Source organism: Streptomyces antioxidans (genome assembly GCF_000968685.2).
Taxonomy (GTDB): Bacteria; Actinomycetota; Actinomycetes; order Streptomycetales; family Streptomycetaceae; genus Streptomyces; species Streptomyces antioxidans.
This window is the reverse complement of the sequence record NZ_LAKD02000013.1, coordinates 75,304-97,245: the sequence shown is the minus strand read 5'-3', so window position 1 is coordinate 97,245 and position 21,942 is coordinate 75,304. Positions and strand designations below refer to the sequence as shown.

At 71.4% G+C, this 21,942-nt stretch carries 15 protein-coding genes; 6 read left to right on the top strand and 9 right to left on the bottom strand.

Annotated features, from left to right (window positions below; genetic code table 11):
• Positions 1 to 37: 37 nt before the first annotated feature.
• Positions 38 to 1,300, top strand: a complete 1,263-nt coding sequence (locus VT50_RS07565; protein ID WP_046085060.1) for an MFS transporter — start codon at positions 38 to 40, stop codon at positions 1,298 to 1,300.
• A 43-nt stretch (positions 1,301 to 1,343) separates the two neighbouring features.
• Here the strand turns inward: VT50_RS07565 and VT50_RS07560 are convergent, their stop codons facing one another.
• From VT50_RS07560 to VT50_RS07550, 3 genes are read right to left on the bottom strand one after another with little or no spacing between them, the layout of a single operon-like run.
• Complete coding sequence (locus VT50_RS07560; RefSeq protein WP_053048469.1) at positions 1,344 to 4,493, bottom strand: non-ribosomal peptide synthetase; 3,150 nt, start codon at positions 4,491 to 4,493, stop codon at positions 1,344 to 1,346.
• A 43-nt stretch (positions 4,494 to 4,536) separates the two neighbouring features.
• Positions 4,537 to 6,408, bottom strand: a complete 1,872-nt coding sequence (asnB, locus tag VT50_RS07555) for an asparagine synthase (glutamine-hydrolyzing) (protein ID WP_053048468.1) — start codon at positions 6,406 to 6,408, stop codon at positions 4,537 to 4,539.
• Positions 6,409 to 6,411: 3 nt separating this feature from the next.
• Positions 6,412 to 10,959: a non-ribosomal peptide synthetase gene (locus VT50_RS07550; RefSeq protein WP_075200286.1), complete on the bottom strand. Its 4,548-nt coding sequence runs from the start codon at positions 10,957 to 10,959 to the stop codon at positions 6,412 to 6,414.
• A gap of 86 nt (positions 10,960 to 11,045) precedes the next feature.
• On the opposite strand from VT50_RS07550, the gene VT50_RS07545 reads away from it, so the two are divergent.
• The 4 genes from VT50_RS07545 (at position 11,046) to VT50_RS07530 (ending at position 15,263) form a co-directional block, all read left to right on the top strand.
• Positions 11,046 to 12,947 (top strand): non-ribosomal peptide synthetase, encoded by a 1,902-nt coding sequence (locus VT50_RS07545; RefSeq protein ID WP_078840607.1) that lies wholly within the window; start codon positions 11,046 to 11,048, stop codon positions 12,945 to 12,947.
• Entirely contained in the window at positions 12,944 to 13,759 is an 816-nt protein-coding gene (locus VT50_RS07540) for a hypothetical protein (protein WP_053048465.1), read from the top strand. The genes VT50_RS07545 and VT50_RS07540 overlap by 4 nt, the downstream gene beginning before the upstream one ends.
• Before the next feature lie 102 nt (positions 13,760 to 13,861).
• Positions 13,862 to 14,530 (top strand): type A chloramphenicol O-acetyltransferase, encoded by a 669-nt coding sequence (gene catA, locus VT50_RS07535; protein WP_046085058.1) that lies wholly within the window; start codon positions 13,862 to 13,864, stop codon positions 14,528 to 14,530.
• 91 nt (positions 14,531 to 14,621) lie between these two features.
• Positions 14,622 to 15,263 carry a LysE family translocator gene (locus VT50_RS07530; RefSeq protein ID WP_046085057.1) on the top strand — a complete coding sequence of 214 codons (642 nt, stop codon included), beginning with the start codon at positions 14,622 to 14,624 and terminating at the stop codon, positions 15,261 to 15,263.
• Between the two features lie 75 nt (positions 15,264 to 15,338).
• On the opposite strand, the gene VT50_RS07525 is transcribed toward VT50_RS07530, so the two are convergent.
• The 4 genes from VT50_RS07525 to VT50_RS07510 are packed head-to-tail and all read right to left on the bottom strand — an operon-like array spanning position 15,339 to position 19,400.
• Complete coding sequence (locus tag VT50_RS07525; RefSeq protein WP_046085056.1) at positions 15,339 to 15,656, bottom strand: DUF4387 domain-containing protein; 318 nt, start codon at positions 15,654 to 15,656, stop codon at positions 15,339 to 15,341.
• Entirely contained in the window at positions 15,649 to 17,040 is a 1,392-nt protein-coding gene (locus tag VT50_RS07520; RefSeq protein WP_046085055.1) for an acyclic terpene utilization AtuA family protein, read from the bottom strand. The genes VT50_RS07525 and VT50_RS07520 overlap by 8 nt, the downstream gene beginning before the upstream one ends.
• Before the next feature lie 34 nt (positions 17,041 to 17,074).
• Entirely contained in the window at positions 17,075 to 18,079 is a 1,005-nt protein-coding gene (locus VT50_RS07515; RefSeq protein WP_046085054.1) for an NAD(P)-dependent oxidoreductase, read from the bottom strand.
• 7 nt (positions 18,080 to 18,086) lie between these two features.
• Positions 18,087 to 19,400 (bottom strand): MFS transporter, encoded by a 1,314-nt coding sequence (locus VT50_RS07510; RefSeq protein ID WP_046085053.1) that lies wholly within the window; start codon positions 19,398 to 19,400, stop codon positions 18,087 to 18,089.
• A gap of 230 nt (positions 19,401 to 19,630) precedes the next feature.
• Between VT50_RS07510 and VT50_RS07505 the strand changes: the two genes are divergently transcribed.
• A complete protein-coding gene (locus VT50_RS07505; protein ID WP_046085052.1) occupies positions 19,631 to 20,536 on the top strand; it encodes a LysR family transcriptional regulator in 906 nt (301 codons plus the stop codon).
• A 37-nt stretch (positions 20,537 to 20,573) separates the two neighbouring features.
• Here VT50_RS07505 and VT50_RS07500 read toward each other — a convergent pair whose 3' ends face one another.
• Both VT50_RS07500 and VT50_RS07495 read right to left on the bottom strand, forming a co-directional pair.
• Positions 20,574 to 21,014, bottom strand: a complete 441-nt coding sequence (locus tag VT50_RS07500) for a VOC family protein (protein ID WP_046085051.1) — start codon at positions 21,012 to 21,014, stop codon at positions 20,574 to 20,576.
• Between the two features lie 61 nt (positions 21,015 to 21,075).
• On the bottom strand, positions 21,076 to 21,933 hold the full coding sequence (locus VT50_RS07495) for an NAD(P)-dependent oxidoreductase (RefSeq protein WP_046085050.1): 858 nt from the start codon (positions 21,931 to 21,933) through the stop codon (positions 21,076 to 21,078).
• Between the last annotated feature and the right edge of the window lie 9 nt (positions 21,934 to 21,942).

Here is a 21,942-nt window from a genome sequence, read left to right as displayed (position 1 = left end):
GGTCCAGCGGGGCGCTGGGTGACCTGCGCGGTCGGCCATGAGCGAAAGCCTCGCCTCCTCGGCCGTCGCGCGGCCGCGCCCGCTGTGGCGCAACCGGGACTTCATGCTGCTGTGGACCGGCCAGGTCGTCTCGACCGTGGGCATGCGGGTCACGACGCTCGCCTATCCGCTGCTGGTGCTCGCGCTGACGGGCTCGCCGTTCCAGGCGGGGCTCGTGGGGTTCGCCCAGACCCTGCCGTTCCTGGTGCTTTACCTGCCCGCGGGGGCGCTCGTCGACCGCCTCGACCGCAGGCGTGTGATGCTGGCGGCCGACGGTGTCCGGGCGGTGCTGCTCGGTCTCATCGTGCTGGCGCTCGCCGTCGACAGGCTGAGTGTGGCGGCCCTGTTGGCGGTCGTCTTCGTGGACGGCGCGTGCTTCGTGTTCTTCCAGCTCGCGGAGTCCGCCGCACTGCCGCACATCGTCCCGCGGCAGCAACTGCCCGCCGCGGTCGCCCAGAACCAGGCCCGCGAACTCGGCGCCGACCTGGCGGGGCGCCCGCTGGGCGGTGCCCTGTTCGCCGCCGGCCACATGCTGCCGTTCGTGGCGGACCTGCTGTCCTACGTGCTCGGCTTCCTGGCCATGCTCTTCGTACGGCCCGGCCTCCAGGACCGGAGGGACGTCGAGCACCGGCGGCGGGGACTGCTCGCCGATATCTCCGAGGGGCTGGTGTGGCTGTGGCACCAGCGGCTGATGCGGGCCCTGGTGACCCTCACCGGTGCCGTGAACCTCGTCCTGTCCGCGCTCACCCTCGTCATGATCGTGCGGGCCCGGGAGCTCGGTGCCTCGCCCTCGCTGATCGGGGTGATGCTGGCGCTGCCCGGCGGGGCCGCGATCGCCGGTGCCTTCGCCGCTCCGTGGCTGCACCGGCGTCTGCGCCCGCGGACCGTGGTGATCGGGGCACTGTGGCTGTGGGCCTGTGGCACGGCGGTGCTGATGTGGCTGACCTCGCCTCTTGCGCTGGGCGCGGTGGTCGCCGTGACGGCACTGGCCGAACCGGCCTTCAACGTGGTCATCACGTCGTACCGTTACGCGCTCGCCCCCGACCGTCTTCAGGCCCGCACCGTCAGCGCCGCCCGGCTGATCACCTGGGGGGCGGTCCCCCTGGCCTCACTGGCCGCCGGGGGTCTGCTCCAGTCGCTGGGGGCACGGGGCACGCTGGTGGCGTACGCCGTCTTCATGGTCGCGCTGGCCGCCGTCGTCACCGCGCTTCCGGTGATACGGCGGGCCCCGCGGACCGAGGAGATTCCGCACCCCGAGTGATCTCTCCCGGACCGGTCAGCTCCTCCCGCCGGTCCCGGACCGGTCAGCTCTCCCCGCCGGTTCCGTCGATCAGGCGGCCAAGCTCCTCGATCGTCGGATGCTCGAAGAGCCCGCGGACGGTGAGCGGGAAGCCGAGTTCATCCCTGACCCGGTTGGTGATCCGCACGGCCAGCAGCGACTGACCGCCGAGATCGAGGAAGTCGTCGTGGACACCGACCTCATCGAGGCCGAGTACGTCGGCCCAGATGTCCGAGAGGGCGGCCTCCGCACGGCTGCGGGGCGCGTCCGACGGTGCGGTGGCCACCTCCGCGGCGGGCAGGGCCGCACGGTCCACCTTGCCGTTGGCGGTGCGGGGCAGCCGGTCGAGGGCGACGAACGCACCCGGGATCATATGGCCGGGCAGCCGCCTCGCGAGGAAGCCGCGCAGTTCCGCCGGACCGGGCGGGTCCTCCCCGGCCGGGACGGCATACGCGGCCAGGGCGCAGCCGTCGGCCGCGTCCTGGTACGGGACGACCGCGCATGTCCGCACTCCCGGATGGGCGCGCAACGCGGCCTCCACTTCGCCCGGTTCGACCCGATGACCCCGGATCATGACCTGGTCGTCCACCCGGCCGAGGAACTCCAGCCGTCCGCCCGGCCGCCAGCGCACGAGGTCACCGGTCCGGTAGAGGCGGGCTCCCGGCGAGCTGGCGTACGGGTCGGGCAGGAACCGCCGTGCCGTCAGCGCGGGCCGTCCCAGGTAGCCGCGCGTCACCCCGGGGCCCCCGACGAACAGTTCGCCCGGGGTCCCCTCCGGCACCGGGTTCATCCGCTCGTCGAGGACATAGGTGCGCAGGTCAGGGATGCGGACCCCGATCGGGCTGCCGGGCGGGCCGTCGAGGTCGGCGGGCTCCAGCAGATGACGGGTGACATGCACCGTGGTCTCGGTGATGCCGTACATGTTCGACAGGCGGGGCCGCCCGTGACCGCGCCGCGCGATCCAGCCGCGCAGCGTCTGGGGGTCGCACCGCTCGCCGCCGAGGATGACCTCGCGCAGGGCGAGCGGTGGGCTGCCCGCCGCCTCGTCGGCGCGGTCCAGCTGGAGGAAGGCGGTGGGGGTCTGGTTGAGCACCGTGACACCCTCCCGGCGCACGACGTCGAGGAGGAGTTCCGGCTCCCGGACGTCGTCCCCGGACAGCACGACGACCCGGCCGCCGTGCGCGAGCGCACCCCACAGTTCCCAGACGGAGAAGTCGAAGGCGTACGAATGGAACAGCGTCCAGACGTCATCCGGGCCGAAGCCGAACCATGCGCGGGTCGACGTCAGGAGCCGTACGGCGTTGGCGTGGGTGACCAGGACTCCGTTGGGGCGGCCGGTGGACCCCGAGGTGTGGATGACGTAGGCCAGATGGTCCGGGCCGGGCGCCCCGGCGGGAAGGGGCTCGGTGTCCGCTGGATCCGGCCGGTCCAGCAGGACCGTCTCGCACCCGGACTCGGGCAGCAGGCCGAGCAGGGTGCTCCGGGTCACGACCACCTTGGTCTCCGCGTCCGCCAGCAGCAGGCGCAGCCGCTCCGGCGGATGGGCCGGGTCGAGCGGCAGGTACGCCCCGCCCGCCATCAGGACGCCCAGCAGGGCGACGACGAGGTCGGCGGAACGGTCGAGGCAGACGCCGACGATCGTGTCCGGAGCGACGCCCGATCCACGCAGCCGGCGGGCGACGCGACCGGCGTGTTCGACGAGTTGGGCGTAGGTGAGCCGTCGGGTGCCGTCCGTCACCGCTTCGGCGTCCGGGGTGCGCACCGCCCACGCGGCGACCAGATCGTGCAGGCAGGCGCCCGCGGCCCCGGACGGCGCGCTCGGTTCGACGCGATTCCAGGCGTGGACCACCTGCGTGTGCTCAGCTTCGGTGAGGATCGGCAGCCGGGAGATCGGCTCGTCCGGGCGCTCGGAGGCGGCGTCGAGGAGGGTGTGGAAGTGCCCGGCCATGCGGACCAGGCGGGCGTCGTCGAAGAGTTCGGCCGCGTGGTCGAGCCGGGCCCGCACGCCCCCGCCGCCGGGCACGAGGGACAGGACCAGTTCGCAGGGCGGGGGCAGGGGGTCGACCGGTTCCCGTCGGATGTCGAGGCCGGGCAGGCTCAGGACGGGGGGTTCGGCGGGGTGCATCACGCACATCGCCCGGAAGAACGGGGGTCCGTCCGGGTCGCGGGCCGGCCGCAGTTCCTCCACCAGCCGTTCGAGGGGGACATCGGCGTTGTCGAAGCCGGCGAGGGTCATATCCCGTACGTGGGCGAGGAGTTGGCGGAAGGTGAGCCCCGCGAGCGGGCCGACGCGCACGGGCAGGGTGTTGACGAAGAGGCCGACCACGTCCTCGAGTCCGGGGCGGTCGCGCCCCGCCACCGGCACGCCGATCACCAGGTCGTCCTGGCGTGTGTAGCGTGCGAGCAGGGCCGCGAAGGCGGCGAGCATGGGCATGAACAGGGTCGCCGATTCCGTGCGTGCCAGTCCACGGAGCCGTGCCACGAGCTCGGCGGGCAGCTGGAACTCGTGGCGGCCCGCCCGGGGTTCGGTGCCCTTCCCGCGCGGCCGGTCGGCCGGCAGGCGTGGGGCGGGCGGCGCGTCCGCCAGGTGGTCGCGCCAGCGCGCCAGCTGCCGCTCCTGCTCCTCGTACTGTTCGGGCGCGCGCTGCCAGTCGGCGAAGTCCGCGTACTGGAGCGGCGGTTCGCGCAGGGCCGCGCCGCCGTAGGCGGCGGCGAGGTCGCCCTGGAGGACGGCCACCGATCCCCCGTCGGACACGATGTGGTGCAGCCTGATCAGCAGGACGTGGTCCTCCTCGGCCAGCCGGAAGATCCGGGGCTCGAACAGCGGCCCGCGCTCCAGGTCGAAGACGGCGCGTGACGCCTCCCGCAGCCGTCGGCGCAGGACCTGCTCGCGGTCGGCCGGTGCGTACCCGGTGAGGTCCTCGACGGACGGGGAGAAGTCCCAGCCCGGTGCGACGACCTGCTCGGGGCGGCCGTCCACGGCCCGGAAGGTCGTCCGCAGCGCCTCGTGCCGGCCCGCCACCGCGGACAGCGCGGTGACCAGCGCCGTCGTGTCTAGCCGGCCGGTGATCCGGAACGCCCAGGCGAGGTTGTACGAGGGATCGTCCGGGGCCATCTGGTGGAGCAGCCAGAGCCGGTCCTGGGCGTAGGACGTCCGGCAGACGAACGGTTCCATCGCGCACCTCCGGGGAACAGGGCGCCGGGCCCCTCGCGTCGGGTCAGGTCAGGTCGGGCAGGTCGAAGCTCTCCAGGAAGATCCCGAAGGTGAGGACGAGCAGCAGCAGATCGTCCTCGACGAGGAGGTCGAGCCGGCTCTCCTCGTCCAGCCACCGCCGGCGCAGCCGCCCTACCGCCTCGGGATCGAAGTAGCCCTGGCGGCGGATCCGCCCCGGGTCCAGCAGCGCGTGGGCCCAGTCCGCCGACTGCCGGAGGAGATCGGGACCGGTGTGGGCGTGGAACGCGAACTTCTCCCGCTCCACGATCTCGCTCGGCAGATAGCCGTCGGCGACCCGTTTGACCGGGTACTTCTCCTCGAAGTCGTACAGCACCAGGTCCGGCGGTATGGTCCGCGCGCACTCGACGACGTCGGGGTCGAGGAACGGATAGCGCGCCTCCACCGAGTTGGCCATGGCCATCCGGTCGCCGTGGTCGCCCAGCAGGTGGTCGGGCAGCCGCAGCTTGAAGTCGAGATAGGAGCGCTGGTGCAGGATGTGCCGCCCGGCGAGCCGTGCCGGGTCCACCAGGGGCCGGGCGAGGCAGTCGAAGGAGTCGAGCTCGCCGGTCAGCCGGCGCGCGAACAGGCGGCGCCGGGTCTCGGCGACTCCGGCGAGGTCCCTGCCGTAGGCGAGCTGGGGATGGCCCCAGAGCCGTTCCCGCAGGCGTTCTTCGGCTGACATCGGCTGTGCGGGATCCCATCGGGCCGTCCGGAACAGGTCGTACTTGTAGCCGATGTAGCCGGCGAACAGTTCGTCGACGCCCTCGCCGGTGAGGACGACTTTGGCACCCCCGTCCCGCACCGCTCGGGAGAGGCGCAGGGAGGCCACGTTGTAGCTCTCCTTGATGGGGCATTCGCTGTGCCGTATCGCTTCCGGCAGTCCGTCAAGGAGGTTCCGCGGGGTCATCTCGACCTCGGTGTGGCGGGAGTCGAGCTGCCGCGCCACCAGTCTCTGGAAGGACCGCTCCGACATCTCCTCGTCGGGGAAGACGGCGGAGAACGTGCGGGGCTCGGTCCCGGGCCGCAGGCGGCTCGCCATGGCCGCGAGGAGGGACGAGTCGACACCGCCGCTGAGGTAGTAGGCGTGCGGAACGTCCGCCCGCATGCGGAGGTCGACTGACTGGAGCATGGCCCGCTCCAGCCGGTCGAGGTGGACCGGCCAGTCCTCCTCCGCGGCCGGGGGCAGCTCCGCGAGCGGCGGATAGTCCAGGTCCCAGTACTGCTCGGTGCGCAGGCCCCCTTCGTCCACGACGAGCAGGTGGCCGGGCGGCAGGCTGGAGATCCCGGCGAACATGGTGCGCGGGCTGACCAGCCCCGGCAGGACGAGCACCTGGTCGAGGCCGGTGAGATCCACCTCGCGTGACACCCGGGGGTGGGCGAGCAGGGCCTTGATCTCGGAGGCGAACAGGAGGGTCCCGTCGGCCACGGTGTAGTGCAGCGGTGCGATCCCGACGTGGTCGCGGGCCAGGACCAGTCGGCGGCGCCGGCCGTCGTACAGGGCGAAGGCGAACTGTCCGTTGAGCCGGTGCACCAGCTCGGTGCCCGCCTCCTCGTAGAGGTGGACAAGCACCTCCACGTCGCAGGCGGTACGGAATCGATGGCCGGCCGCCCGCAACTCCTCCCGCAGCGCGCGGTGGTTGAAGATCTCCCCGTTGCAGCAGACGACGACGGTGCCGTCCTCGTTGCCCATCGGCTGGTGGCCGCCCGGCGGATCGACGACGCTCAGCCTGCGCACGGCCAAGCCGACGCCGTCCCGCAGGAACCTGCCGTGGTCGTCGGGGCCGCGGTGGGTCAGGGTCCGCGCCATGGCGGTGAGCACGCCCGGGTCGGCGGAGCGCCCCCGGCCCAGGTCGGCGGAGCCGACGATGCCGCACATGGTTCAGTCCCCCCGCCGGTCGGATCCATGGCGGGCCCGGAACCCCTCGATCAGTTCCGCCGGGAGGGTCGTGTCCTCCAGCTGGGCCCGGGTGGCGGTGAAGCCGAGCCGGCGCAGCAGCGCGTGGCTGCGCTCCGCCGCCTCGACACCGGCCACGCCCACCGTGGCGGGCATCTCCTCGAACTCGGCGGTGAGCAGGGACGACAGGACGCAGCCGCCGATCGCGTACGGATCCTGCTCGAACCAGCCGCGGATCGTCGCGGCATCGTCCCGTCTGCGCACCCACGAGGGCACGTACCGCAGTTCGGTCACCGGCTCGGGGCTGCGCAGCTCGCCGCCCTCGACACACAGCAGGTCGGCGTCGTGCCGCAGCCGCCGCCACGCGCGGTCCGGGTCGAAGCAGTGCGGGGCGGAGTCGTCGATCACCAGACAGCCGACGGGCAGCCGGTCCACGTCGAGCACATCGGGCACATTGGTCGCGGCCACGATCAGAGACGCCCCGTAGACCCGGTCGGGGACCGAGCCGTCCGTGGACTCCGCGATGTCGACGGGGCCGTCGTACACGCTCCGTACCGTCGCGCGGATCTCTTCCAGGTGCGTACGGCGGCTGTAGAGATCGCACAGGGTGATGCGCCGTGGGTGCGGCAGCCGCCGCAGCTGCAGTCGCAGCGCGGACTCGCCGATGGAGCCCAGTCCCACGTAGGCGACGGATTCCTCGCCCATCCGCCGGCCCGCCCTGCGCAGCAGCTGTTCGGTGTTGAGGACGACGGCGGCGATCGTCGTCCCGTGACCGGTGGTGATCACGGGAAGGTCGTCCCCCTCCCCCGCCGCGTCGACGATCGAACGGCCGTAACCGGTCGCCGACGGCAGCAGGTTGATGAGGGACACGGCCCGCGCACCGATCCTCCTGGCCGTCCGCAGCGTCGGGATCACCGCGTTCAGCAGCCCCTCGGGGTCCCGGTAGGCGTCCGACTCGGCGAACGGGACGGTCATCAGGGCGATCCGGCCGAGACCCGTCTGCTTGACGCCGGAGACCAGGGGGACGCCCTGGCACCAGTCGTCGAGGTACTCCTCCCACGCCAGCCCGCGCCTGAGCAACAGGGATTCGGGGACGCAGCTCACGGTGGCGGCGTCCACGGGGGGCAGTTCGCCGGCCTCGATCAGGGCGTGCAGCGGGCGGTGCTCGAAGCGGACGAAGTCCGGGGACGTGCCGCTGTCCGGGCGCGTCGGCGCGGCCCGGGGTTCGGGGGTCGGGGCGGGGGTGCGAGGAGCGTCCGGGGGCAGGTTCATGATCGCCTCCGCGAGTGCCGCTACGGTCGGGTGCCGGAGGACGAGCCTGACCGGGACGTCCCTCCCGGTGGCCGTGGACACCCGGTCCGCCAGCTGTACGGTTTGCAGGGAGTGGCCGCCGAGTTCGAAGAAGTTGTCGTGGATGCCCACGGCGGAGCGGTCGAGCACCTCGGACCACAGGGCGGTGAGCTGCTTCTCCAGAGGGGTGCGGGGCCGCGCCGGCGCGGGGTCCGGGATCCGCGGCGCGGGAAGTGCCCGCCGGTCCACCTTGCCGTTGCCGGTCCTCGGCAGCCGCGGCAGCGGGTGGAAGGCCGCCGGGACCATGTGGTCGGGCAGGGCCCGGGCCAGGAAGGCCCGCAGTTCGTCGTGGCCGGGACAGGGTCGGCCGTCGGCCGCGACCACGTAGCCGACGAGTCGCGGATCACCGTCGGACTCCGCGGTCCGGACCACCTCCGCGTCGCCGATGTCCGGGTGGCGGCGCAGGTGGGCGGTGATCTCGCCCGGTTCGACGCGGAAGCCGCGGATCTTCACCTGGTCGTCCGCCCGTCCCAGGTACTCCAGCAGACCGTCCCGGCGCCAGCGCACCAGGTCTCCGGTGGCGTAGCAGCGGGCACCGGCGTGCGGGGCGTAGGGGTCAGGCACAAACCGTTCGGCGGTCCGCGCCGGCTGCCCGAGGTAGCCTCGCGCCACACCGGTCCCGCCGATGTACAGCTCGCCGGGGACACCGAGCGGTTGCGGTCGCAGGGCGTCGTCGAGCACGTACACGTGCGCGCCGGGCAGCGGGCGTCCGATCGGTGCCTCGCCTCCGGGCGCGAGATCCCGTGCGCCGGTGAAGCGGTGCTGTACGGCGTTGATCGTTGTCTCGGTCGGCCCGTAGGCGTTCACGAGGGGGATGCCGGGGCCGTCGGGCGAGAACCAGTGCTCGATGTGCGACGGCAGGGCCCGGTCCCCGCCGATGAGGACGAGCCGGACGTGGTCGGGAGGGTGCGGCGGCTGCCCGGAGGCATGGCCGGTGAGGTGGTGCCAGTAGGCGGTGGGAAGGCCGAGGACGGTGAGCCGGAGCCGGGCGCAGGCGGCGTAGAACCGGGGCGCCGTGTCGACGATGTCCTCGCCCATGACGACCGTCGCGCCACCGCACAGGGCGAGGAAGATCTCCTCGACGCACATGTCCCCGCCGATGGCGGAGAAGGAGAGCACCCGGTCCTCGCGGGTGATCTCATGGGTGCTCACCATGTGGGCGAACAGATGGACAAGGCCGGTGTGCGTCAGCTCCACGGCCTTGGGGACGCCGGTCGAGCCGGAGGTGTACAGCACGAAGGCACGGTCGTCCTGGGGCGGTCGGCCGTGGTCCGCGGCCGGGCCGCCCAGGGGTGGCCCGCGGTGGTCCGGGGCCCGCCGTGCCGGGACGCCGTCCGGTGGCGGTCCAGCGCCGTCGACGGGGACCAGCCGTACCCCGTCCAGCCCGTCGGCGCGCGTTCCCGACCCGGTCACGACGGACTCGGCGCCCGCGTCCCGGAGCAGGGTGGAGACGCGCTCTGCGGGCTGGCCGGGGCGCAGGGGCAGGCAGGCGGCGCCCGAGCCGAGGATCCCCAGCATGCCGATGACCAGCTCGGGTCCGCGTTCGGCGCAGAGGCCGACGGGTGCCCCTCCGGTCACCCCGAGACCGCGCAGCCGGGCGCTCAACCCGTCGGCCGCCGCGGCCAGTTCACGATAGGTGAGCCGGGTCACGCCGTGCTCGACGGCGATCGTCCCGGGCGACCGGTCCGCCTGGAGCAGGACCATCTCGTGGAGCCGGCTGGCCGGTGCGGGAACGGGTCGCGGCCCGCGGCCCAGGGCGAGCACTCGGTCGTACTCGTCGGTGGTGAGCAGGGGGAGCAGGCCCACGCGCCGGTCGAGGTCGGCCACGGCGCCTGTTAGGAGGGTCCGGTAGCTCCCGGCCAGCCGCTCGACAGTGGCACGGTCGAAGAGGTCCGTGGCGTACTCGAAGGAGATCCGTGTCTCGTCTCCGACCGTGCGCAGCGTGAGGGTGAGTTCGAACTGCGCGGTCTCCCGGGGGACCGTCAACCGCTCGACGCGCAGGCCGGGGAACTCGGGCACCGTGGGTGGGTCCTCCACCGAGATCATCGCCTGGAACAGCGGAGGACGTGCCGCGTCCCGCGGCGGCGCCAGTCTGGCCACCAGGTTCTCGAACGGCAACTCCTGGTGGTCCATGGCGTCGAGGACCGTCTCCCGGGCGGTGGCCAGCACGTCCCGGAACGTCCGGTGTCCGGTGATCTCCGCACGCAGGACCACGGTGTTGACGAAGCAGCCGATCAGGTCCTCCGTGTCCGCCCGCGCCCGGCCGGAGACGGGCAGGCCCACGGCGATGTCACTCTGCCGGCAGCAGCGTGCGAGGAGTACCTGGTAGGCGGCGAGGAAGAGCATGAACGGCGTGACGCGCTGCCGGCGGCTGAGCCGCCGCAGATCCGCCGCCAACGACCCGGGCAGGGAGAGGTCGACCCGGCCTCCGCGCGAGGAGGCTGGCGGCCGATGTGCGCGGTCGGTCGGCAGGGCCAGCGGCGGGACGTCCCGCAAGGTCCGGCGCCAGTAGTCGAACTGGCCGTCCAGGGCACCGCTCTCCACCGCTTCCCGCTCTCTGCGGGCGTGATCGATGAACCGGTACGGCAGCTCAGGGAGCGGATTGGGGCGTCCGGCGGTGAACTCTCGGTACAGCAGGCCCAGTTCACGCCAGAGGATGGTGAGCGACCAGCCGTCACATATGAGGTGGTGGAGGGTCAGCAACCAGACGTGGTCTTCGGGACCCAGGCGCAGCAGCGTGGCCCGCAGGGGCGGCGTCGTGAGGTCGAAGGGGGTCGCGGCGTCCTGCGCCGCCAGCCGGCGCGCCTCGTCACGCCTGGCGGCCGCGGGCACGTGGGTGAGGTCGACCAGGGTGGGCCCCTCGCCCGGCGGTTCGATCACCTGGCCGGGCCCACCCGTCGTGGCCGGGCTCATCGATGCACGCAGGACCGGGTGGCGCCGCGTCACCTCCACAAAAGCGGCGGAAAATGCCGCGATGTCCAACGGGCCGTGAAACCGATAAGCGGCCGACAGGTTATAGGCGGTATTGCCCGGATCCACCTGGTGCAGAAACCAGAGGCGTTCTTGACTGAAGGACAGTTGATGACACGGAGTTTCGGATGCTGAAAGCGGGGCAGAAGGACTGAACTCTTCGATTCGGTCGAGTCGGTGGGATCGGTCATGGTGTTTGCCGACGCCGCGCATTGACCTCTCCTTGTGATCAGCCGTCGTCCGGACCTAGATTGACGGATGGTAACGGACACATTCGCGTGCCGGAAGGAGGGATGTAGATGACAGCCGCTCCGCCCGGAGCGCCCGACCCCTCGTCGACACTGCCGGTTTCCTCCGGCGTATCGGTCGGGGAGTTGTTTTCCCGGCAGGCCGAGAACTTCCCCGAACTACCCGCGGTGGAGTACGGCGGCCACCGCTGGACCTACGCGGAGCTCGCCCGGCGGTCGCGGCGAACGGCCCGCCGGCTGCGGGAACGTGGCGTGCGGCGCGGTGACGTGGTCTCGGTGACCGGACCCCGCACTCCCGAACTCATCGCCGCGATTCTCGCCGTATTCATGGCGGAAGCCGTACTGCTGCCCGTCGACCCTCTGCTACCCGCCGCACGACGAGAACTCACGGAAAGTCTGGGCGCGGCGCACTGGCGAGTACGTGTGGGACACGGGAACTCCACCATCGAACCCGTGACGGAGGATTCCGGTGGAGGCCGCACGGCCGAAGAACCGGCACCCTCGGCTGAAGAAGAACCGGCACCGGCGGCTGAATTGGCGGGGCAGGCCGGTTACATATTCCTCACATCCGGTACGACGGGTACGCCACGGGCCGTACTCGGTTCTCACCGCGGGCTGAGCCATTTTCTCCAGTGGCAGCGCCACGAGTTTGGCGTGGGCCCCGGGGACAGGTGCGCGCAGCTCACCCGGCTGTCCTTCGACGTGGTCCTGAGGGATGTGCTGCTGCCCCTCGTCAGCGGCGCGGCCCTGTGCCTGCCCGAGCGGGGCGAGGACCTTGCCCCCGACGACGTCGTCCCCTGGCTGGAGAGCCGGCGGATCACGCTCGTCCACGCCGTACCGACCCTGGCACACCTGTGGCTGTCCGACACCCGGCCACGGGCGGGGGCTCCGCTGCGGGTCGTCTTCTTCGCGGGGGAGCCGCTGAGCGGAGCGCTGGTCGACCGCTGGCGGTCGGTCTTCCCCGCGACCGAACGGGTCGTGAACCTGTACGGCCCGACGGAGACGACCCTCGCCGTGTGCGGCCACGTCGTCGACGACCCCGCCCCCGCCGGAACGCAGCCGCTCGGCCGGCCGCTGCCCGGCGCCCAGGTGCTGATCCTCGACGGGCACGGCGACCCCTGCGCGGCCGGGCAGCCCGGAGAGATCGCCATCCGCAACCCCTTCGGCAGCCTGGGCTACCTCAACGATCCGGAGGAGACCGAGCGCCGTTTCGTACCCGGTCCCCCCGGTGACGCACGGCCTGGCCGGGTCTTCCGTACCGGAGACCGGGGCCGCTGCGGGGCCGACGGCCGGGTGGAGTTCCTCGGGCGGCTCGACCACCAGGTCAAGGTGCTCGGTGTCCGGGTACAGCCGGAGGAGGTGACCGCCGCCCTGCTGAGCCATCCCGGCATCTCGGCCGGAGCCGTCCTCGCGCACACCGACCCGACGGCGCGGACCCGACTGGAGGGCTACTACGTACCCCTGACCGGCGCCCGGGCCCCGACCCCCGCCGAGGTCCGCGCCCATCTGCGCGCCCTGCTCCCCCTGCCCCTGGTCCCGGCCACCCTCACCGCCGTGGACCGGCTGCCGACCACACCCCGCGGGAAGCTCGACCGGAAGGCACTGCGGTCCACGGCCGAGGACGCCCCGGACACCGCGCCGGCCCCGCCCTCCGACGCGGTGGAGGAGGCACTGGCCGAGATCTGGGCCGAGGTCCTTGACCTCGCCACCGTGAACCGGCACGACGACTTCTTCGAGCTCGGCGGCCACTCCCTGCTCGCCGCGAGGATGTTCTCGCGGATCAAGCAGCGACTGGGCGTGCGGATCGGGCTCCGGCAGCTGCTGAAGGCCCCGGAGCTCTCGGAGTTCGCCGGATCCGTTCGGCGAACGGTCGCGGGAGCACCCCACGAATCCCCGATACGACGTCTGCCGCGCCCGGGTCCGGCCTCTCCCGGGACGGACGGTCAGCCATGAACGGGACACCACGCGCCCGGGCGCGGGAAACGGACGCCAACGAGATCGCCGCACTCCGCGACTGGCTGGCCGCGCTGGACCCTGGAGTGGCGGCGGAGTTCGGAGTCCGCGCGGAGTCCTTCGGCGACGCCTTCGCCGTGCTGGCCCCGGGGACCGAGACCGTGTTCTTCAACCGGGTCGTCGGCCTGTCCGTGCTCCAGCGGCCCAGCCGCACCCTCGTACGCGACATCGCGGACTTCTTCCGGGGCGCCGACGCGAGATTCATGGTGCACGTTCCCGAGGAGGCCGCCCGCACCGAGCTCCCGGACTGGCTGGGCGAGGAGGGGCTGGAGCCCCAGGGCGAATGGATCACCCTGCGGCGTTGCGCCGACCCGGCCCCGCCGCCCTCCACCGATCTCCGCGTCGAGAGCGTCGGCCCCTCCCAGGCCACCCACTTCGCCGAAACCCTGTGCACCGGCTACGGCATGCCCGACGAATGGGCACCCCTCTACGAAGGGCTCGTCGGACGCCCCGGCTGGCGGCACTACATGGCCTGGGACGGTGCCCTGCCCGTCGCTACGGCGTCGATCTTCCTCCAGGGCGCCCGAGCATGGTGCGGCAACAGCGGAACCCTGCGCCGCTACCGGCACCGAGGAGCGCATACGGCACTGTCCCGACTGCGGCTCAAGGACGGCCTGGACGCGGGCTGCGCGTCGTTCACGGGCGAGACCTGGCAGCGCCCGGGACTCCCCAACCAATCCCTCAGGAACCACACCCGCGACGGCTGGCAGGAGGTCTACCGACGCCTCAACTACGTCTCGACGGACGAGTGACGTGCCCGCAGCGCTCCAAACCGGCTTCGCTCTCCGGTCGGACCTCCGCGGTCTCGACAACCGGTTCCGGGACCACATACCGACGGATGGCATGATGCGCGGATGGATGCTCCTACCCCGATCGACCTCGACACATGGCCGCGCCGACAACACTTCGAGCACTACCGTCGGCGTGTTCCGTGCACGTACTCGATGACGGTGGAGTTGGACGTCACCGCGTTCGTCGCGGCACTGCGTCGATCGCAGCGCAAGTCCTACATCGCGCAGGTCTGGGCACTCGCCACGGTCGTCAACCGTCACGATGAGTTCAAGATGTGCCTCGCCGCGTCGGGGGAGCCGGCCGTCTGGCCCGTTGTGCACCCGGCCTTCACGGTGTTCAACCCAGAACGCGAGACGTTCGCGTGTGTGTGGGCTCCCTACGATTCCGACTTCGGCGCGTTCCACGACGTCGCCGCCCCTCTGCTCACGGAGCACAGCCGCGCCACCGACTTCTTCCCACAGGATGCTCGGCCGGCCAACACTTTCGACGTGTCGAGCCTGCCATGGGCGTCCTTCACCGGGTTCAACCTCAACATCGGCGACGGCTGGGACCACCTCGCGCCGATCTTCACGCTCGGCCGCTACACCGAGCGAGACGGCCGGTTCCTGCTCCCCCTCGCAGTGCAGGTTCACCACGCCGCAGCGGATGGGTTCCACTCCACACGGCTCGTCAACGAGCTGCAGGCTCTCGTTGCGGGACCGACCTGGCTGGCGGAGAGCCCGAATGCCTGAGTAGATCTTGACGGTAGAGGCAGGCACCTGCCGCGGCCTAGGTCGAAAGTCGCTCTGGTGCCCATGGGCATGCGTGGGAGAGGATCCGCACATGATTGACCCTTCCCGGCTCCTGGCCTTCTGCACCATGTCCGTCATCTTGTCCGCCATCCCGGGACCGAGCGTGCTGTTCGTCATCGGCCGGGCCTTGGCCCATGGGCGCCGGACGGCGCTGGCCTCGGTACTGGGCAACACACTCGGCGGATATGCGCTGGTCATCGCGGTCGCCCTGGGCATCGGCACTGTGGTCGAGAGGTCGGTCGTCGTCTTCAACACGGTCAAACTGGCTGGAGCCGCTTACCTCGTCTACCTCGGGGTGAAGGCCTTGCGATCGAGCTGGAAGAGCCGGGCGGAGGCGGTGAGTTTCACCCCGGTGGCGTCCAGCGACAGGGGATCGGTATGGGCCGGTTTCATCGTCGGGGTGACGAATCCGAAGAGTGTCGTCTTCGTCACCGCGATGTTGCCCCAGTTCGTCGACAGGGAGGCGGGTCACGTCAGTGTTCAGATGCTGATCCTCGGATTGGCTGGCGCCTTGTTGGCTCTGATCTCTGATGGCCTGTGGGGGCTGACGGCCTCTGCCGCACGCGCCTGGTTCGGCCGGTCCCCCAGGCGGATGTCGTTGGTCGGCGGCACCGGGGGGCTGGCCATGATCGGACTGGGCGGGGCCGCAGCAGTCACCGGCCGCGCCGACTGAGCGCGGGCCCGTCGCGTCACGGTTACGGCGGCCCTTGACCGTACCGGCCCCCGCACCGCGCAGCATCCGCCCTGGTCAGTTGGGGACGGGTAGCAGGGCGAGAGGTACGTGATGCTGGCCTGCGTGTATGTCGCGGTCCTTCAGGGAGCCCTGAGTGACCGGGCGGGGGAAGGAGATCTTGACGACGTTCAGGCTGGGGATGCGGTACAGGGCGACCGCGGATTCCTCGACGTGATAGAGCTCGGCGATGGTGCGCTCGTTGAGGAGGTCCGGGTCGGCGGCGATGCGGTAGCCATCTTCGTCCCGCATGAACAGTTCCAGGGTGACCCAGAACGGGCCCGCGTTCTTGGACCGGATCTCGTGGGCGAGGTCGGCGAGCGTGGTCTCAGCCATGGTGCGGGGCCTCCTGGAGGGCGAGGCGGAACATATCGGTGGGCGTGTGGGTGTCGACGACGTGGTTGAGGACGAACGCGTAGGCGGGGCCGCGCTCGGTTTCCGCCGGTGAGGTGGCGAACGCGAGGCTGGGCAGATATTCCATGTCGGCCGTGGGCAGGTGCAGCATCAACGGGTTGGCGATCTTGGCGATGGCGGTGGCGGTGGCCTGGTCGGGGGCGTTGACCAGGAGCATGACGCCGACCTCCCGCGGTGGCCCGGCGGCCGGGTCGAGTTCTTCCAGCACGGCGTTGTAGCCGTAGAGGCGGACGTCAAAGGCGTAGGCGTCCGCGCGGAGCCCCAGGGTCTGCTCCACTCGCTGTTCGAGCACGGTGCGCAGCAGCGCTGCCCAGGCTTCGATGTCGGCGAGGATGTGCGGGTCGCGGATCGCGGAGAACGACATGGTCTCGTAGCCGGTGATCCGGGCGCCCTCGAGCTTGACCGTGTGCTGGTCGGCGAGGTGGAAGCGCGATCCCTCGACCCGTACCGTGCGTTCGTCGACAGCCCGGTAGGTCGCCTCGTGGACGTCGAGGGTGCCGGCGGGTTCGCGCATCTGGAACGGGTTGGCCGTCTCGTAGAGCATATGGGCGGCGACCGAGCGCGGTGTGCAGGCCACGGCCGGATCGAGCGGCTCGATGGTGAAGCCGCCGGCGTCGATGGTGGCGAAGACGCCGCCGGAGCGCGGGTTGGTGGTGCACTGCCCGCCGCATTCCACGACCTTGGAGGCGTGCCAGGTCGGGCCGGCCGGCATCCCCTTCATGAGCGGGACCGCGGCGGCGACGGCGGTGTCCGTGGCGCGTCCGGCGAGCACGACCTGGGCACCTGCCGCGAGTGCGGCGACGATCGGCTCGTGTCCCATCATGGCGACGATGTGGGTGCAGCTCTCCAGCGTTTCCGCGTCCAGTTCCCCCAGCGGCGGCAAGGCGTGGACGCGGCCGCCATCGAGGTGCTGCTTGAGGAGGGAGGTGTCCTGTTCGCTGTAGACGCGGGCGACGTTCAGCGTCAGGTGTTCCTCGGCCTGGATACCGGCCACGATGTCGGCGACCCAGTCCACTCCGCTGTCGGTGCCGCTGGTTCCGCACGATCCGACGATCAGCGGAATGCACGCGCGCGCGGCTGCCTTGAGCAGGATGCGCAGGTCGCGGGCGACCGCGGCAGCCGTGGTCTTGGGCACGGACGCACCGAGGTAGTGCGGGCCCGAGTCGGTACTGCCGCCATCGACGGCGATGACGTCGGCCCCGAGCGTGAGACCGCGCTCGACGGTCTCCTCGGCGAAACCCGCGCCGAGCATGCCCGCGGGCACCAGGATGCCAACCCTCTCGGCCGGTGCGTCGTCCATGGTCATCGGTTCCCTCCTGTGGTCCTCATGCCTGTGGTCCTCATGCCTGAGTGGGCCGGTCAGCCGGAACCTTGAGACCGGTGGAATCCGGACGTCGCTCGGCATTCACGGCGAAGCGGGGGCGTCCGGCGAGGGAGGCGAGAAGTTCCTCCGCCCCCTCCCTGCCGGCTGCCGCACGGGCCTGGTCCGTCTGCCCGGCCAGATGGGAGTGGACGACGATGCCGTCCACGCCCCGCAGCGGGCTGTCGGGCGGCAGGGGCTCCTGGACGGCGACGTCGAGGGCCGCACCGGCGATCTGTCCCGTGCGTACGGCCCCGGCCAGGGCCCGTTCGTCGACGATGGCTCCACGGGCGGTGTTGACCAGCACCGCGGTCGGCTTCATCGCACGGAAGGCGTCGGCGTCGAGCAGGCCCCGGGTCTGCTCGGTGAGCGCCGTGTGCACGGACACGTAATCGGCGTCGGCGAGCAGTTCGGAGAGCTCAACGAAGCGCACGCCGGCATCGGTCCGCTCGGCCAGTGGGACGCTCGTCGTGCACAGCACCCGCATGCCGAAGGCCCGGGCCAGCGGCACGACGGCCCGTGCTGCCGCCCCGTACCCGATGAGCCCCAGTGTGGCGCCGCGCAATTCACGGCCCTGCTGGCGCGGCCATCCTCCGGCGGCTACCGCGGTGGCAGTGTGGATCAGTTGTCGCGCCGAGGCCAACAGCAGCCCGAGGGTGTACTCGGCGACCGCGTTGGCGTTGATCCCGGGCAGGTTGCTCACGGTGATCCCCAGCCGCCCGGCGGCCGCCACATCGATGGCGTCGTAGCCGACGCCGGTACGCACGATGACCCGCAACTGGTGCGCCTGGCCCAGCACTTCGGCGGTCAGGGGCTCATGGCCGACGAGCGCCGCATCGGCCTCGGCGTAGACGGCGGCGAGCTGATCGCGGTCGCGTACCCCCGCGAGAGACGTGTGCACCGTGGTGTGGCCGTGTCCGCGCAGATGGCGGTCGACCTCATCGCCGGGGCGCAGATAGTCGGTGGTGATCAGGATGCGCGGCACAAGCTCCTCATTCCGCAACTACTGCGTCGTCTGCCTGACCTGCCGGGCCGCCGACCGCGGGCGTGGCCGCGCCACGTCTAGAGACGTCGATCCGTACGACGAGGGCTATGGCGACGGCGGCGATCAGGGCGATGTCGATGAGCATCAGTGGCCAGCCTGTGGCATCGACCATGGCGCCGACCAGGGTCGGGCCCACGAAGCCGCCACTGGCCCAACTGATGCTGTACATGCCCGCATAGGTGCCGAAGACGTGCGCGGAGGGGGCAAGGTTCCACAGGACGACCGCGGCGTTGACCAGGAAGCAGGCCGCCCCGGCCGCGCCGACGCACAGGGCCGCGGTCACTCCGGTCGGCGTGCGCAGGCAGGTCCCCAGGGTGAGAGCGGCGACGAACAGCGTCATGCCGCCGGTGATGACGCGCAGCCGTCCGTAGCGCTCCGCGAGGATCGCGGCCGGATAGGCCGCCGCGATGAAGGCCAGACCGCTGGGCAGTGTGAGGCCGCCGGCGTCGCCGCGCGTCAGGTCGAGGGTTTCCATGCCGAAGGGGGTGATCAGGGAGCGGGAGGCGGACCATGCGCTGCCGAAGAGGACGATGGCGCCCAGGAGCAGCAGGCGGCTGCGATCGCGGTCGCTCACGATCTCCTTGAGCGTGTCCCGGACCCGCCGCCGCGCGGCCCCGTTCCGGGATTGTGCGCCGCTCTCCGCCACGGCGGCCCGGTAGGCGGGTGACCGGCTGTCGCGCACCGTGGCGGCGAGGACCGCGATCGAGCTCAGCATGATGCCCGCGGGGATGGCGAAGGCGATCTTCGGGTGGTCGTCGACCAGGAGGAGACTGATGACCGCCGCGGCGATGGTGGTGAAGCTGGTGGCGATCTTGACCACCGCGTTGGCGCGGCTGCGCCGCTCGGGCGCGATGAAGTCGGGGACCAGCGCTTCGGCGATGGGTTTGAACGCGTTGGCCACCAGGGCGTAGGAGAACATCACGAGGATCAGGACGGGCAGCGAGGCCGTGGCGTGCGGGATGACGATGAACAGGGCCGCGGCCACCGGCATGCCGACCACGAGGTAGGGCATCCGCCGGCCCCATGAGGTCCTGGTGTGGTCCGACCTGCTGCCCATCCAGGGCTGGATGAAGATGCCCAGCAGGTTGTCCATGCCCATGAGCACGCCGACCAGCGCCGCGCTGGTGAGGTGTTCCCTCAGCAGGGGCGGGACTTGGGACTCGTAGAAGTTCCAGGTGGATTCCTGTGCGAACACGGCGAGAGCGGCCAGGAGGGTGATGCGCCGGGTCCCCGTGCGCGGCCCTGGTGACGCCGTCGTCATGGGGCTTCCCTTCGCGCCTCCTGGCCGGAGGCTGGTGGATGTGGAGTGTGCGCCGCCGAAGACCGCGCGGGCCCCGGTCGGGGCGCCGTTGGGCAACCCGTTGGGCAACCTGCTGCCCTCACCTTGGCCAGCACCGATCTCCGCGGCAAGGCCGAGAACGGCAAGGTACCCTTTCGTCTGTGGAAAGCCTCCGCGGGAGCGGGCAGCCGGCCGACTCGACTCGGTCATCGATGGACGACCTGTGGTTCTTCCAGGTGGTCGCGTCCAACGAGACCCTTACCGCCGCATCACGCGAGTTGGGATGTTCCCTGTCGGTCGTCAGCAAGCGCCTCAGCGCTCTGGAGCAGCGTCTGGATGCCCGGCTCGTCCAGCGCGGCGCCCGGCGGCTCGTGCTGACCTCCGAGGGCGAGCAGTACGCGGCGCGCAGCCGGACGATCCTGGACCAAGTGCGCGATCTCGAGGAGTCGCTGGCCGACCGCTCGGCGCACCTGCGGGGGTCGCTGACCGTCGAGGCCACCCTCGGCCTGGGGCGGGCGCACGTTGCGCCGCTCGTCGGCGAGTTCGGGGCGGCCCACCCTCACCTGCGCGTACAACTGCAGACCTCCGCCCTCCCCTTGCGCCCCCACCGCCGCACCTTCGATGTGGCCGTTCATGTGGGTCCCCCTCCCGACTCCTCACTGCGGATGCGCCGCCTGGCAGCGAACCGTCGCGTGCCCTGCGCGGCACCCGGCTACCTGGCCGAGCGCGGAGTCCCGCGGACCATCGACGATCTCGCCGACCACAACTGCATCGTGCTGCGCGAGAAGGAGAGCGACTACGCGCTCTGGCGCTTCGGTGATACGGCCCACCCCCGGCAGGTGCGCGTCCACGGCGACCTGGCGAGCAACGACGGTGACGTGGTGACGGACTGGGCACTGCAAGGACGCGGAGTGATCATGCGGTCCGAGTGGCACGTCGGGCCGCACCTCGAAAGCGGCGACCTGGTCCGCGTACTGCCCCACTGCCCGACGCCCGCAGCCGACATCTACGCCCTGCACGGCGGCAACGAACATGTCCCCCTCCGGGTCAGCCGCTTCATCGAACACCTCGCCGCGGGCCTCCCCCAGCGGATCCGATGTCCGTGGACCGGTCCGTAGGGAATGCCCGGCGGCCGTCCTCGGGCCGGGGCTTCGCCTAACGGTCGGCGAACACCCCCCGGAGCAGGCCGGTGGCCTGGCCGACCTCGATGAGGTAGCCATCGGGGTCACGCAGATAGCAGCGCAGCTCGGCCTTGCGGTCGAGGGGCTCGGTCAGGAACTCCGCCCCCTTGGCCACCGCGGCGGCGTAGAAGGCGCCGATGTCGGCGACACGGACGTTCAAGAAGCTGGACACGGTGTCATCGACTTCCGGCGGTACGAGGGTTATGCCGGGCTTGTCCGGGGTGGGGCCGCCTCCGGGGTTCATGATGATCCAGCTGTTGGCCACCTTCACGATGGCCGGATTCTCCTCCAGCACGACCTCGCCGCCGAGGATGTCCGCGTAGAAGCGCCTCGATCTCGCGACGTCGCGCACGGTCAGAAAGTGGGTGAGAACGAGCCCGTGTTCGGGTGTGGGCATATCGCCGGGTGTCGTCATCGCCATGGTCCCTTCTCGCCGGGGGAGAGCCGGACCGGCACATGGATATCGGCGGACGGGGTTATCTGGACCGGTAGGCCGGGCGCGAGGTCGTCCTGCGGGTCAGGTCGACGAAGTCGGGTTCGTATCCCGGGTCGACGTCAACGGCCTCCCACAGCCGGTTGCGCCCCGCGGTCGAGATCGGCAGCAACGCGGCGGGGTCGCCGACGGCGGTCGTCAGGGTGTCGTCGTCCTCGGCCGAGCGGCGCAGCGGCCGGGGGTTGGTGGTGTCCAGGGCGCGGGAGACCACCGCGCCCAGCGGTCCGGCCGACATGAGTTCCAAGGCGGTGTCGTAGTCCTTGCCCAGGACGTCGGTCAGATCCAGTGCTTCCCTGATCCCGGCCTCGGCGGCCATGATCGCCACATTGGTGATCAGCTTGTAGGCCGCTCCCGATCCGAGCTCACCCACGTGCCGGACCGTGCCCAGGGGAGCGAGCACCGGTTCGATGGCGCCGACCACCGGCTCGGGAGCTCCGACGAGGAAGGTGAGTGACTTCTCCCGGGCGTACCGCACGCCACCGACCATCGGGGTGTCGGCGACGGTGACACCGGTCGGTGCCCGGGCGCCGATCTCCGCCACGGCCGCCGGAGTGGTCGTCGAGCCGATCAGAACGACGCTTCCGTCGTCGGCCCCCGCCAGGATGCCGTCGGGTCCGAAGTACGCGGTCCTGATGTCCTCGGACATCACCAGCCCCAGGGTCACATCGGCGCCCCGTGCCGCGTCCGCCGCCGACGAGGCGGCCCGGGCCCCGGCCGCGCGGGCCCGGTCGAGGCGTTCCGGGACGATGTCGAACGCCGTCACGTCGAAACCGGCCGAGACCAGATGCGGCACCATCTCGACGCCCATGTCGCCGATTCCGACGACCGCTATATTGGGCATTTTCGGCAC